At 66.9% G+C, this 12,851-nt stretch carries 14 protein-coding genes; 5 read left to right on the top strand and 9 right to left on the bottom strand.

All coding sequences use genetic code 11. From position 1 onward, the window contains the following. Positions 1 to 92 precede the first annotated feature (92 nt). Together D3F03_RS16805 and D3F03_RS16800 are read right to left on the bottom strand one after the other, a co-directional pair. Complete coding sequence (locus D3F03_RS16805; RefSeq protein WP_119110582.1) at positions 93 to 1,016, bottom strand: M14 family zinc carboxypeptidase; 924 nt, start codon at positions 1,014 to 1,016, stop codon at positions 93 to 95. Beyond that, the gene (locus D3F03_RS16800) at positions 1,016 to 1,798 is read right to left on the bottom strand and encodes an alpha/beta fold hydrolase (protein WP_119110611.1); all 783 of its coding nucleotides are present in this window, start codon (positions 1,796 to 1,798) and stop codon (positions 1,016 to 1,018) included. Before D3F03_RS16800 ends, D3F03_RS16805 begins: the two co-directional genes overlap by 1 nt. Positions 1,799 to 1,945: 147 nt before the next feature. Here D3F03_RS16800 and D3F03_RS16795 point away from each other — a divergent pair, with 147 nt between their 5' ends. The 3 genes from D3F03_RS16795 to D3F03_RS16785 all read left to right on the top strand — a co-directional run bounded on the left by D3F03_RS16795 (position 1,946) and on the right by D3F03_RS16785 (position 3,986). Then, positions 1,946 to 2,389, top strand: coding sequence for a flavin reductase family protein (locus tag D3F03_RS16795; protein ID WP_245960667.1), 444 nt, complete (start codon positions 1,946 to 1,948; stop codon positions 2,387 to 2,389). A gap of 548 nt (positions 2,390 to 2,937) precedes the next feature. After that, positions 2,938 to 3,375, top strand: a complete 438-nt coding sequence (locus D3F03_RS16790; protein ID WP_245960666.1) for an SH3 domain-containing protein — start codon at positions 2,938 to 2,940, stop codon at positions 3,373 to 3,375. Between the two features lie 35 nt (positions 3,376 to 3,410). Continuing rightward, positions 3,411 to 3,986, top strand: coding sequence for an MOSC domain-containing protein (locus D3F03_RS16785; RefSeq protein ID WP_119110609.1), 576 nt, complete (start codon positions 3,411 to 3,413; stop codon positions 3,984 to 3,986). Positions 3,987 to 4,069: 83 nt separating this feature from the next. On the opposite strand, the gene minE is transcribed toward D3F03_RS16785, so the two are convergent. The 4 genes from minE to D3F03_RS16755 form a co-directional block, all read right to left on the bottom strand. Beyond that, the gene (gene minE / locus D3F03_RS16780) at positions 4,070 to 4,336 is read right to left on the bottom strand and encodes a cell division topological specificity factor MinE (RefSeq protein WP_119110580.1); all 267 of its coding nucleotides are present in this window, start codon (positions 4,334 to 4,336) and stop codon (positions 4,070 to 4,072) included. 3 nt (positions 4,337 to 4,339) lie between these two features. Beyond that, a complete protein-coding gene (gene minD, locus D3F03_RS16775; protein ID WP_119110579.1) occupies positions 4,340 to 5,155 on the bottom strand; it encodes a septum site-determining protein MinD in 816 nt (271 codons plus the stop codon). A 371-nt stretch (positions 5,156 to 5,526) separates the two neighbouring features. Continuing rightward, complete coding sequence (gene minC / locus D3F03_RS16760) at positions 5,527 to 6,273, bottom strand: septum site-determining protein MinC (RefSeq protein ID WP_119110578.1); 747 nt, start codon at positions 6,271 to 6,273, stop codon at positions 5,527 to 5,529. Between the two features lie 87 nt (positions 6,274 to 6,360). Beyond that, positions 6,361 to 7,251 carry an ion transporter gene (locus tag D3F03_RS16755; protein WP_119110577.1) on the bottom strand — a complete coding sequence of 297 codons (891 nt, stop codon included), beginning with the start codon at positions 7,249 to 7,251 and terminating at the stop codon, positions 6,361 to 6,363. A gap of 97 nt (positions 7,252 to 7,348) precedes the next feature. Between D3F03_RS16755 and D3F03_RS16750 the strand changes: the two genes are divergently transcribed. Continuing rightward, positions 7,349 to 8,287 (top strand): DMT family transporter, encoded by a 939-nt coding sequence (locus D3F03_RS16750; protein WP_119110576.1) that lies wholly within the window; start codon positions 7,349 to 7,351, stop codon positions 8,285 to 8,287. A gap of 67 nt (positions 8,288 to 8,354) precedes the next feature. On the opposite strand, the gene pssA is transcribed toward D3F03_RS16750, so the two are convergent. Together pssA and D3F03_RS16740 are read right to left on the bottom strand one after the other, a co-directional pair. Continuing rightward, positions 8,355 to 8,987 (bottom strand): CDP-diacylglycerol--serine O-phosphatidyltransferase, encoded by a 633-nt coding sequence (gene pssA, locus D3F03_RS16745; RefSeq protein WP_119110575.1) that lies wholly within the window; start codon positions 8,985 to 8,987, stop codon positions 8,355 to 8,357. A gap of 252 nt (positions 8,988 to 9,239) precedes the next feature. Beyond that, positions 9,240 to 11,315, bottom strand: coding sequence for an acetoacetate--CoA ligase (locus D3F03_RS16740; RefSeq protein ID WP_119110574.1), 2,076 nt, complete (start codon positions 11,313 to 11,315; stop codon positions 9,240 to 9,242). 89 nt (positions 11,316 to 11,404) lie between these two features. Here D3F03_RS16740 and D3F03_RS16735 point away from each other — a divergent pair, with 89 nt between their 5' ends. Beyond that, positions 11,405 to 12,139 (top strand): TetR/AcrR family transcriptional regulator, encoded by a 735-nt coding sequence (locus tag D3F03_RS16735; RefSeq protein ID WP_119110608.1) that lies wholly within the window; start codon positions 11,405 to 11,407, stop codon positions 12,137 to 12,139. 28 nt (positions 12,140 to 12,167) lie between these two features. Here D3F03_RS16735 and D3F03_RS16730 read toward each other — a convergent pair whose 3' ends face one another. Next, positions 12,168 to 12,848, bottom strand: a complete 681-nt coding sequence (locus D3F03_RS16730) for a TetR/AcrR family transcriptional regulator (RefSeq protein ID WP_119110573.1) — start codon at positions 12,846 to 12,848, stop codon at positions 12,168 to 12,170. Between the last annotated feature and the right edge of the window lie 3 nt (positions 12,849 to 12,851).

Genomic DNA, 12,851 nt, shown 5'->3' with positions numbered 1-12,851 from the left:
CTCCGAAGTGCGGCACCTGCCGGCCGCCCGCACAGCATGATGCCAAGCACGCAGCGCCGTGTCCGGCGTTTACCCTGTGTCTATGGGGGTTGTCAGTGAACCGAAAGCTTGCCGGGTTCGGGTTTTTCGTGCGCCTCGCGCACATCGGTGAGCAAGTGGGCATCCATCCAGCGAAGCAAATCGGCCCACATGTCGCGCTGTTCCCCTTCCTTGGGCATGCGCAGAGCGTTGGGCAGCTCGATGGTTACCACCGGAAGGCCCTTTTTCAGGCCGCCGAAATAGCCCAGCGATCCTGGAAACACGCCCACCTGCTCCAGGCGCAGCGCGCCCAGCTGGCGTGGCGGCGCCATGGGGCCGTCGAAATCGAGCAGGCCATACGGCGCGTGAATGCTCACCACGAGCTGCGGCTTGAAGCTCTCGATCTGGCTGTTCAGAAAACGTGTTTCGGGTTCTGACAGGGACGACGGCCCCGGCCAGCGACGCGGGTCCTTGTGGGCGCGCCTTTGCCAGTGCAACGGTGCGTCGTGGTCCCAGCCTGGGGTGCGGAAGTTGCGGTTCAGATCCACGCCATGGGCATTGGTGCGCTGGGGCTTCTTGGCCAGCAGCCCGTCGGGGTTGGCCACTGGTACAAAGCGCCAGTGCACGGCGCGTGGCGTCTTGCCGGCCAGCGTGATCCAGCGCAGTGCCAAAGCCCCGGCAGTGAGTTCATCGCCATGGATGGCGCCAATCACCAGCACGCGCAAGGGGTCAGCCTGCGCGGCGCTGCCCGGCGCCTCACGGGTCACGTCGCGCCAGTACAGGGGGACACCGTTGCGCGAGAAGGCGCCGCTTTCTTCCAGCCTGGCTGCCGCGCAGGTGGCGTAGGAGACACTGGGCAGGCGTGGCACCAGCAAGCTGCAGGCAGCGGCCGCTGCCGGCATGGGCAGACGTGGTTCCGCGAAGGCCAGGGGGCAGGTACTTGCCAGCAGACAGGTGGCGAGCCAGCGCAGCGCGCGCCGCAGGGGAGCGCCGCGCATCAGTGCAGCACCCGCGGCGCCGCGAGGAAGCTCAGCAGGGCAGCATCAAAGGCCTCGGGTGCCTCCAGTTGGGGCCAGTGGCCGATGCCCGGCAGGCTCACGCGCTGGGCATCCGGCAGAAGCCGGGCCAGGGCGTCCAGGGCCTCGGGCGCGAGACTTCGGTCTTGCGCGCCGCCAATCACCAGGACGGGCTGGTGGATGCGCGCAAGCTCGCTGGCCGTGCGGCCGAACGCGCCCATGGCGTCCAGCGCGCGCGCATAGGTCGCGCGGTGCACCATAGCCATGGCGTGTTGCGCCAGGCGTGCGCCTTCGGGCAGCGCGCCAGAACCCACCTGTTGGGGCACGAGACGCTCGGCCAACTGTTCCATGGAGTGGCCCGCGGCCAGCGTCTGCTTGCGCGCCTTGTGCCAATGCGCGAGCGCCTGTGCATTGAGCGGCGGCCCCCCTGCGCACAGCACCAGGCCGTCAACCCTTGTGTCGCCGGCCCGCAGCGCCAACTCAAGCGCCAGCATGGCGCCCAGGCCATGGCCCACCAGGGTGAGGTGCTCGCATTCGAGCGCTGCGATCAGCGTCTGGCAGCGGCGTGCCAGCCCGAGAAAATTGTAGGGTTCCACCGGGGCACTGTGGCCGTAGCCCGGCATGTCCCAGGCCACGGCACGGTAGCCCTGGCTGGCCAAGGTTTCCACTTGGGGGGAGAAACTCAGGTGCCCGCTGTCAGCGTCGTGCAGCATGAGCACGGTCGGGCCGGAACCCAGAGTGGTAAACGTGGGGAGCAGGGACATCGACGGGGGCAGCGGCGCCGCAGGTGTCGGCACGTTTTCGATCAGGGGCACATAATAGCCCGCCCTGTGCCGCCGTTCCCTGTGCCTAGCCTCCTACAGCCCCGCTCTCCCGCATTTTCCACCCGCGAGTTTCGCGCTGCCCTTGGCATGTTTGCCACCGGGGTGACGATTGTGACCGCGCGCGCGGCCGACGGGCACCTCGTGGGGCTGACGGCCAACTCGTTCAATTCGGTCTCGCTCTCGCCGCCCCTGGTGCTCTGGAGCCTGGCCCATGCCGCCGCCTCCATGGCGGCGCTGTCGGCGGGTTCGCACTACGCCATCAATGTGCTTGCGGCGGATCAGCAAGCGCTGGCCGAGCGCTTTGCCGCGCGTGGCGTGGACCGCTGGGCCGGCGTGCGGCACACGCCAGGCGTTGCCGGAGCCCCCTTGCTGGAAGGTGCGGTGGCACATTTCGAATGCTTCAACCGCAGCCGCTACGACGAGGGCGACCACGTCATTTTTGTCGGCCAGGTGGAGCACTGCGTCCATCGCCCAGGCGTGGCGCCGCTGCTCTACCACGGTGGGCGCTTCTATACCGAGCACCCTTTGTAGGCAGCTCTCCCTTGCGTCGCCTTCGGCGCCATCCCCCTTCCCGCATCGCTGCGTGCTCCGGGAAGGGGACACTGCCAGCCCGGTCGGGCGGCCCTTGCGCGGGGGGCGCTGGGTAGGGCGCGTTCGCTTCAGGCATTGCCTTAAAGTCAAAAAGCGGAGCCGAAGCTCTGCTTTGGGGTTTGCGCCGTGGCGCCTTGCTTGCCCATCATCGGGTTAGGCAGGAACAGACGGATCCGTGGGATGTAGGCACCCTGTCGTGTGCTGGCCATGCGGCAACAGGGTTGGGCAAAAGGGTGCCAGCATGCTTTTGCCCCGCCTTGGCACCACGGGGGTTGAATCCGCTGCTCCTGCGAGACCTTGAACACGTTCTGAGCACTGTCACGGATGTCTGCTGTGCATGGTTTGGACATAAGCCCCTTTGCTGCACTGCGAAAAGGGAGGGCGCGTTTTGACATTCGTGCTCAGGCTGAAAAAATGGGCCGCGTCTGTCCCCCATGCAGCGCGCTGCGCTGCCCACCCACTGGAGATCCATGTTTCGAGCCAACCCCTTGCCCACCCTTCTCACCGCGCTGGCCCTTCTGGCGGGCAGCACGGCCGCCACGGCACGCGAGATGGTGGCCGTCAACCGCACCGAGATCAACATGCGTTCCGGCGCCGGAACCCACCACCAAGCGCTGTGGGTGCTCAGCCGGGGCTACCCGCTGCAGGTGCTGTCGCACAAAGGCCAATGGCTGCAGGTTCGCGACTTTGAGAACGACCGTGGCTGGGTTTTCAAGCCGCTGACCAGTACCCACAGTCCGCACCACGTGGTGAAAGTGCAGGTGCTCAACATTCGCAGCAAGCCCAGCTTGCACAGCCGCGTGCTGGCCAAGGCGGCGCGCGGCGAAATCCTCAAAACGCTGGGCCGCAAGGGCGACTGGGTCAAGATCAAGCAGGAAGACGGCCCCATGGGTTGGGTGTCGAGGCGACTGGTGTGGGGCTGGTAGACGCCGAGCCTGGTGCGCCTCGGCCTTCACCTGGGCTGCGCGTGCTTAGCCTCAATGTCGGCCTGTGCCAGCGCCTCCGCGCTGGTGAGCGCTCGGTGCTCTCGGGCATTGGCAAGCGCCCAGTGGCGGGTCCAGTCGCCGTGCGCCGCCTGGGCCTCGGCGGCGACGAGCAGGCCGACCTGAGCGTGCACGGCGGCCTGGACAAGGCCGTCTATGCCTACCCGGCGTCGCATTACCCGTTTTGGCAGGCCGAACGGCGCGCACGGGGTGTCGGCCTGTTGGGCGAAGACCTGCCGCCGGGCTTTATGGGCGAGAACCTCACGGTCGACGGCCTGCTGGAGCATGAGGTGTTTGTGGGCGACCGGCTGCACTTCCCGGACTGTGTGCTGCGCATCACTGCGCCCCGCGAACCCTGCTACAAATTCAATGTGGTGATGGGCTTTGTCCAGGCGGGCCGCACCATGGCGCAGACGGGACATTGCGGCTACTACCTGGCTGTGGACCAGCCAGGGACCATTGCCGCCGGCCAGAGCGCCTGGCTGCAGCCCGGCCAGCGGGCCTTGAGCATTGCGCAGGCCATCGCGGGCAAGTGGGCCAAGCACGCGCGCTAGCGCGGCCCACCCAAAAAGAATCATTTTTTGATAGCTGCCAGCGCTTGTCGCACAAGCGCTAGAGCCCAATTTCGTTTAAAAAGTCAGCGCGCTGCCTCAGGCAGTTCAATCTTCACCTCCAGCACCTCCAGGTTGTCCTGGCGCTCCAGGCTCACCTTGAGGTCTTCGGGGTTGATCTTCACGTACTTGCTGATCACCGCCACCAGTTCGCGTTGCAGCGCGGGCAGGTAGTCGGGCTCGGAGGCGTTGCGGCCGCTGCGTTCGTGCGCCAGGATGATCTGCAGGCGTTCCTTGGCGACACTGGCGGTTTTCTTCTTTTCGCCCAGCAGAAAGGAGAGGAAGGACGCCATGGCTTATTTGCTCCCGAACAGGCGTTTGAAGAAACCAGGTTTCTCGGCGTCTATGAAGCGCAGCGGCTTGTCTTCGCCCAGGAAGCGGTCGATCACGTCCTTGTAGGCCTCGGACACATCGGTGCCCTGCAAATGAATGGCAGGCAACCCCTGGTTCGAGGCCTGCAGCACCACCTCGGATTCGGGGATGACGCCGATGAGCTTGATGCGCAGGATGTCCTGGATGTCTTCCAAGCTCAGCATCTGCCCTTCCTGCACCCGGCCGGGGTTGTAGCGCGTGATGAGCAGGTGCTCCTTGATGGGTTCGCCGCCTTCAATGGCGCGCTTGGTCTTGCTGCCGAGCATGCCCAGGATGCGGTCCGAGTCGCGCACCGACGACACCTCGGGGTTGGTCACCAGCAGCGCCTCGTCGGCAAAGTGCATGGCCATCAGCGCGCCGCTCTCGATGCCGGCGGGCGAGTCGCAGACGATGTATTCAAAGTCCATCGCCGCCAGGTCTTCGAGAATCTTGCCCACGCCGTCCAGCGTGAGCGCGTCCTTGTCGCGCGTCTGGCTGGCGGCGAGCACGAACAGGTTGTCGCAGTTTTTGTCCTTGATCAGCGCCTGGTGCAGGTTGGCTTCGCCCTGGATCACGTTGATCAGGTCGTACACCACGCGGCGCTCGCACCCCATGATGAGGTCGAGGTTGCGCAGGCCGACGTCAAAGTCGATCACGGCGGTCTTGTGGCCGCGCAGGGCGAGGCCGGAGGCAAAGGCGGCGCTGGTGGTGGTCTTGCCCACGCCACCCTTGCCGGAGGTCACGACGACGATTTTGGCCATGTGTAGAGGTCTCTCGATGGGTTTGCTGTTGAATGAAGTATCAGTTTTCAGGGTCTATGTACCGCAGTGGCGCTCGGCATGGTCGCGGCCCATGCCAGGGCTCCCGCGCAAGGGCCGCCCCGCCGCGCTGGGAGCGTCCCCCTGCCCGCAGCGTGCAGCGCTGCGAGAGCGGGGGGAAGGAGCGAAGCGACATAGGGGGGTGTTTCATCAGTTTTCAGGGTACATGCACCGCAGTGGCGCTCGGCATGGTCGCGGCCCATGCCAGGGCTCCCGCGCAAGGGCCGCCCCGCCGCGCTGGGAGCGTCCCCCTGCCCGCGGCGCGCAGCGCTGCGAGAGCGGGGGGAAGGAGCGAAGCGACATAGGGGGGTGTTTCACTTGAGCGGCTCGATCAGCAGCTTTTCGCCGTCGAGCCGCACCTGGGCCGGTTTGCCCAGCACCTCGGGCGGCATGGCCACCTCCGTGGTGCGGTAAATGCCGGCGATGGAGACGAGCTGGGGTTCCAGACAGGTCGTGAAAATGCGCGCCGCCGTGTTGCCGCGCGCGCCGGCAATGGCGCGGCCCCGCAGTGGGGCATAGACGTGGATGTTGCCATCGGCAATCACCTCGGCGCCAAAGCTCACCACCGCCAGCACCACCAGATCGGCGCCGCGCGCGTACACCTGCTGGCCTGAGCGCAGGGGTTTGTCGATCACCAGGGTTCCGGGGCCGGGCACCGGGACTTCAATGGGGACCTCGACTTGTACCTCGCGCACCACCTCGCGCGGCGCGGCCTCGGTACGCTGGAAGGCGGCGTCGGGCGCGGGCGCGAGGCCCGCCTCGGCGGCGGCGGCCATCTGCGCCGGGTTGCCGCCGCGCACGGCCACCGGCAGCGTGCAGTGGGCGCGCAGCGCAGCGCAGAGGGCGGGGAAGTCGAGCGCCCCGTCCAGCTCGCGCAGCAGTGTCAGGTCGATGAGCACCGCGTCGTGGTCGAAGAAACCGGGGTCGTCCGCCAGCCGATCGGCCAGATCGGCGGCGAGCTGTGCGGGGTCGGGGGAGCGCAGCAGCACCGCCACCACGGGGAGCGACGCGCTTTTGAGTTCCAAACGGGTGCGGGCCGTGCCCGCCGTGTCTGCGGCCATGGGGTGTGAAACAGGGGCGCGCAAGGATTGAGAGCCCATCGCGCGCGAAAAGGCCCGAGTGTACCGGGCAGGCGCCCGCGATCTAGTCTAGGGATGCCCCTGGCCGCCCGGCTCGTGCTGCCAGGGCGGCAGGTGGGCGCCGCAGTGGTGGCAGTGGAGCGCTTCGGGCAGATGGCCCTCGGTCAGGCATTCGTGGCAGGTGCGCGTGGTCGGCGTGGGTAGTGTGGTCGGGGACGAGAAGCGCTGCGCGGCCATCTCCGCCGTCACGATGCCGGTAGGCACGGCCAGGGTGCCCCAGCCGAGCAGCATCATCGCCGACGAGAAGAATCGCCCGAGCTCGGTGCGCGGCGTGATGTCGCCAAAACCCACCGTGGTCATGGTGGTGATGGCCCAGTACACGGCGGTGGGAATGCTGGTGAAACCGTTTTCCGGCCCTTCCACCACGTACATCACCGTGCCCATGACCAGCACAATCATCAGCACGCCGGAGATGAAGACCACGATTTTGCGCCGGCTGGCGCGCAGCGCGTGCGCCAGGCTGCGGTACTCCACCACATAGGCCGAGAGTTTGAACACGCGAAAGATGCGCAGCAGGCGCAGCACGCGCACGTCGATCAGTGCATGCGCGCCCGGCAGCAGCAGCGCCAGGTAGGTCGGCAGCAGGGCCAACAGGTCGACGATGCCGAAAAAGCTCGTCGCGTAGCGCAGCGGGCGCTGCACCGTGGCCAGGCGCGCCAGGTATTCCAGCGTGAAGAGTACGGTAAAGATCCACTCAGCCACCTGGAACGCGCGGTGGTAGTGGGCGCCCAGGGCGGGCACGCTGTCGGCCATCACCACCGCCACGCTCAGCAGAATGCACGCTATCAAGACCTGGTCGAACCAGCGCCCGGCGCGCGTGTCGGCCTCGAAAATGATGGTGTAGACCCGCAGGCGCCAGCCGTGCAGCGCGTTGGCAGGGTTGTCAGGCAGTGCGCTCATGCGGGCACTGTAAGGCACTGTGGAACAAGGCCCTTTGCCGCCTCCGCAGCGGTGCACGGGCCCAGCGCCGAATGGGACCGCCGCCCATAATCGCTGCATGCCCGATACGCGCAAAGCCCATCTCGACACGCTCGCCATTTCGCTGCTGCTCGCCTGCTGCATGTTCTGGGGGTTCCAGCAGGTGCTGATCAAAGCCACGGTGACCGAGGTGGCGCCGGTGTTCCAGGGTTTTGTGCGCTTTGCCATGGCGACGGTCGCGGTCCTTCTGTGGTGTTTGTGGCGCCGCGTGCCGTTGCTGCCGGAGCGGCAGTCCCAGGCCGCTCGCGGCGCGCTGTGGAGCGGTTTGCTGGCTGGCGCGCTGTTTGCTGGCGAGTTCGCCTGCATCTACATCGGCCTGCAGTACACGCAGGCCTCGCGTCTCACGGTGTTTCTGTACTGCGCGCCATTCTGGGTGGCGTTGATCCTGCCGCGCTTCGTCGCCGGCGAAGGTCTGGTTGGCTGGCAGTGGCTGGGCCTCGCCGGTGCTTTCGTCGGCGCCGCGCTTGCCCTGGGCGACGGGCTGTGGCACCCCGCCGTGCAGGCCCAGCCGCTGGCCTGGCTAGGCGACTTGCTCGGGCTGACCGCCGGCTTGATGTGGGGGCTGACCACCGTGGTCATCCGCAGCACGCCTGTCGGGCGTTTGCCGCCCGCCAAGCAACTGCTCTACCAGGTGGGGGTGAGCACAGCGGTGTTGCCACTGCTCTCGCTGGCGCTGGGCGAGCGCTGGTCGCTGGACCTGAGCACCTTTGCCTGGATGTCGCTGCTGCTGCAGTCGCTGGTGGGGGCCTTTGCCAGCTACCTGGCGTGGATGTGGATGCTGGCGCACTACAACGCGACCAAGATGTCCTCGTTCGTGTTTCTCACGCCAGTGTTTGCCCTGCTGTTCGGCGCGCTTTGGCTGGGCGAGCACATCACGCCCGGTTTGCTGGCGGCGCTTGGTCTGGTAGCGGTGGGCATCGTGGTGGTCAACCGGCGCCCGCGCGCGGCAGCTGCCTGAACCGAAGATTGCTTCTGATTTCGTAGCTGCTAACGCATGACAGTAAAGCGCTAGAGGCCAAAAACAATCAAAATTTCGGAATGCGAATCCGGCTGATCATCAGCGAACCCGACAGCGCGAACAGCAGCACCAGCGGGTGCAGGCGCCAGCCGGCCAGCTGCCAGTGGCCGAACCACAGCGACTCGCGTACCGCGCCCAAGGCTGCGACGAGCGCCAGCAGGGCGACAAGCGCGATGGAGGTCGGAATCGGCGTGCCTTCGAAGTACTTCACCTTGCCATCGTCGCCCGACAGCGTTTCGGCCGTCACGTTGTAGCGCGCCAGGCGCGAGACGCCGCAGGCGACAAAGTAGGCCAGCACGATGCGGTCCCAGCCGCCCTGCATGCCGCAGGCGTAGGCCAGCACCGCAGGGGCCACGCCGAAGGAGATGACGTCGGCCAGCGAGTCGAGCTCGCGGCCCATGGCCGAACTCTTTTGCCGCCAGCGCGCCACGCGGCCATCGAGCACATCAAAAATGAGCGCGGCCAGCACCAGTGCGGCGGCGTAATACACATGCTGCCGGTTGCCGTTTTCCAGGTAGGTCATGGCGGAAAACAGCGCGCCGACGCCGCAGACGGCATTGCCCAGCGTGAACCAGTCGGCGAGGTGGAACTCGCGAATCATGGAAAAGCGCTTGGGGCGTTCAGCGGTGGGGGCGGTCATGGGGGCCTTCCGGCAGAGGTCGGGGCTTGATTATGGAAGAGCGCTTCGCATATGCGCTGTCGGTGAAATGCGCATTTGCGTCTGCAGAGAGGTTCAAAAATGACAGCGCTGCAGAACCCTCTGCGCGCCGCGCCCAGCGGATGCTAGATGCAAGCCGCAGCCATCACAACGCGATGACGAGGGTTTGCAACGCCGCAGACCGCCCGAGGTACGGATGCGCGGCGGCGCGTGAGGGACTTGTTCTGCATTCCCTTAGGCGTGGCGCGCTGCGTGCTCGGCGGCGTAGGCCACGTACCAGTCCAGGCACTCCGGGTTGGCCATGGCGTCGCGGTTGAGCACCTTGTCCAGCGGTTGGCCCAGCAGCAGCTTCTTGATGGGCAGTTCCTGCTTCTTGCCGCTGAGGGTGCGCGGTACCTGCGCCACCTGCACGATGGCGTCGGGCACGAAGCGCGGTGAGAGTGCCGTGCGGATGGCGGCTGTCAGGCGCGCGCGCAGCGCATCGTCGAGCACCACACCGGCGCGCAGCACGACGAACAGCGGCATGAAGCTCTCGCGCCCCAGGTATTCCAGGTCCACCACCAGGCTGTCGAGCACTTCGGGCAGGGCCTCGACGGCGCTGTAGAGCTCGCTCGTGCCCATGCGCAGGCCGTGGCGGTTGAGCGTGGCGTCCGAGCGGCCGTAGATGACACAGCCCGGGTGGGCGGGGCCGCCAATCTCGATCCAATCGCCATGGCGCCAGACGGCGCCCATGGCTGGCGGGCCGTCGCCCCCGCCGGGCTGGCGGCCGTGGCCGGGAGGAAAACTGTCGAAGTAACTGCTCACATAGCGCTCGCCGCTGTCATCGCCCCACAAATACAGCGGCATCGAAGGCAGCGGCTGGGTGCACACCAGCTCGCCCACCGCGTCCAGCACCGGACGGCCTTGCGCGTCCCAGGCCTCGACGGCGGCGCCCAGCATGCGGCACTGCATGCGGCCGGGGGTTTGCGGCAGTTCACGGTTGCCACCGAGGAAGGCGCCGGCGAAGTCGGTGCCGCCGGAAATGTTGGCCCACCAGATGCCATCGGGTCGCTCGCCATCCACGCCAGCCCGCGCCATAAAGCGGGTGCCCCATTGCTGCACCTCGGCCGAGAGCGGCGAGCCGGTCGAGCCAAGTGCGCGGATGCGCGTCAGGTCGCCGCATTGCGCGGGCGCAATGTCGGCCTTCATGCAATTGGCGTAGAAAGCGGCGCCCGCGCCGAAGAAGGTGGTGCCGGTGTCGGCGGCAAAGCGCCAGAGCACCGTCCAGTCGGGCTGGTCTTTCGATCCGCCGGGGTTGCCGTCGTAAATCACGCAGGTGGTGCCCGAGAGCAGGCCCGCCATCTGCGCGTTCCACATCACCCAGCCGGTGGAGCTGTACCAGTGGTAGCGCTCGCCCCAGCTGTTGGGTGCGTAGCTGCAGCCCACGTCGTTGTGCAGTGCGCCGAGCGCCATCTGCACCAGCACCATGCCGCCGTGGCCATGCACGATGGGCTTGGGCAGACCCGTGGTGCCGCTGGAATAAACGATCCAGATCGGGTGGTCGAACGGCAGCCAGAGCGGCTCGAATGCGGCGGTTTCAGCATCATTTTGGCTGCTGGCGCTTGCCCAGTCTGCCCAACCAGCTATGGAAACAGAAGCGTCCAGATTGCCCACGACCACCGCGTGCCGCACGCTGGGCAGGCTCTCGCGCAACTGTGCGAGCACGGGCAGGCGGTCGTACGCCCGCCCGCCGTGCACCACGCCATCGACGCCGATGAGCACCTTGGGTTCAATCTGGCGGAAGCGGTCGAGCACCGCCTGCGTGCCCATGTCGGGCGCGCAGATGCTCCAGACGCCGCCCACAGCCACCGTCGCCAGGAAGGCCACCGCCGTCTCGGGCGTGTTGGGCAGGTAGGCTGCCACGCGGTCGCCGCTTTGCACGCCTGCCGCGCGCAAATGCAAGGCGAAAGCCGCCACCTGCTGCTGCAGCGCGGGCCAGGAGAGCTCGCGCTGCTCGCCGCGCTCGTTGCGCGCGACGATGGCGGGCATGCCCGCCGCGTCGGCCCCTGCGACGTGGCGCAGCACCTGGCGCGCGTAATTGAGCTGCGCGCCGGGAAACCACTGCGCGCCTGGCATCACATTCTTTGCCAGCACGCCGAAATGCGGCGTGGGCGACTGGATGTCGAAAAACTCCCAGATGCTCTGCCAGAACACGTCCAGCTCGGTGGTGGACCAGCGCCACAGCGCGTCGTAGTCGCCAAAGTGCAGGCCGCGCTCGGCACGCAGCCAATCCTGGTACAGGCGGATCTGGGGAATATGGGGCGCTTGCATAGGAGGTGCAGGGTAGCGCTGTGCGCCGCAGAGGGCGACTAGGGTTTGCACGGTTGTACAAGAAATTTGTACGAACGTTCAATGCCGACATGCCAACGCCCAAACTCTCGCGCGGAGCCCGCGTGCGACCCACTGCCAGCCAGCGGCCGGACCGCCGTGCGGCTATCCTGCTGGCCGCCGAGAGGCTGTTTGCCGAGCATGGCTACCACGCGGTATCCATCCGGAAGATTGCCCAGGAAGCTGGCGTTCCGCTGGCGCTGGTGGGCTACTACTTTGGGCAAAAGCACGAACTTTTCCACGCCATCTTTGCCCATTGGCGCAGCACCATTGCCGAGCGGCTGGCCTTGCTTGCCGAGGCGGAAGCGGGGCCGCGCGATGCGCAGTACCTGCACCGAATCGTCCACGCCTTTGTCCAGCCCGTGCTGCAACTGCGTGCCAGCAGCGAAGGCGAGTACTACGCGCTGCTGGTGGCGCGCGAACTCCTGTACCGCACGCCCGGGTCCGAGCAGGTGCTGGCCGACTTCTTCGATCCCATGGCCCATGCCTTCATTGCGGCGTTGCAAGCGGCCTGCCCAGGCAGTACGCGGGCACAGACCGCATGGGCCTACCAGTTCACCATAGGTGTGCTGCTGCACCACCTGATCGACAGCCGGGTTGAGCGCTTGTCGCTCGGTGCCAACACGCCGCACGACCCGCAGGCGGCCCCGCTGCTGACGGCGTTCCTCACGGCAGGAATCGCTGCGTTGCTGCTGCCGACGGCGCCGATCCCAGAGGCTGAAGCAGTCCGTTGCGCCCCCATGGCGCCTGCAGCGCTTGTTTCGTGAGCGTTTGGCCTGCCTCGCGGCAGATCGCTCAGTGGGGCGCGCTTGGCGCTGCGGCCGTCTTGCGGCGCGTGCGCAGGCCGATGACGCGGCAGGCCAGCTGCGTCAGTTCCTCCACCACGGCCTCCTGTGGCAGGCGGCCATCCGGGCGGTACCAGTGGAAGAGAAAGCCTGGCAGGCTGCAGGCCGCCAGCGCTGTGATCTTGGGTTCGTTGAACTCCAGCATGCCGTCCGCGCGGCCCTGCTCCAACAGTGCGCATAGGCGGTCATAGAAATGCCGGGCAATCTCCTTCTGCGCCGCGCGGTATTCGGGGCGGTACGCCTGGGGCTCGCGGTAGGGGAAGAAGGCCGAGGGGTAATGCGTCAAGGTGGCCCCGATCAAGCGCCGCAGGCCGTCCTCCAGCTTGGCGTGCGCCGGCCTCGGGTCGTCCGCAGGGAAGTCCATGCTGGTAAAGCACGCCACCGTCGGCGCCCACGACAGCATTTCGAAGATTTCCTGCTTGTTGCGAAAGTAGTAGTACACGAAGGGCTTGGTCATGCCCAGCGCCGCCACGATCTGCTCCATGGTGGTGGCCGCATAGCCCTGCTTGGCAAACAGCGCCTCGGCCGCGCGAAGAATGCGCTCGCGCTTCTCGTCCGAGCCCTCGCCAGGCTTGGCTTGTGGTGACCTTCTGGATGCTGGCCGCTTGGGGCTCTTGGTGTCTTGTCGCATACG

Origin of the sequence: Simplicispira hankyongi (genome assembly GCF_003570885.1) — a bacterium.
Classification (GTDB): domain Bacteria; phylum Pseudomonadota; class Gammaproteobacteria; order Burkholderiales; family Burkholderiaceae_C; genus Simplicispira; species Simplicispira hankyongi.
Note: the sequence above shows the minus strand (reverse complement) of the source record. Positions and strands in the feature narration are given on the sequence as shown.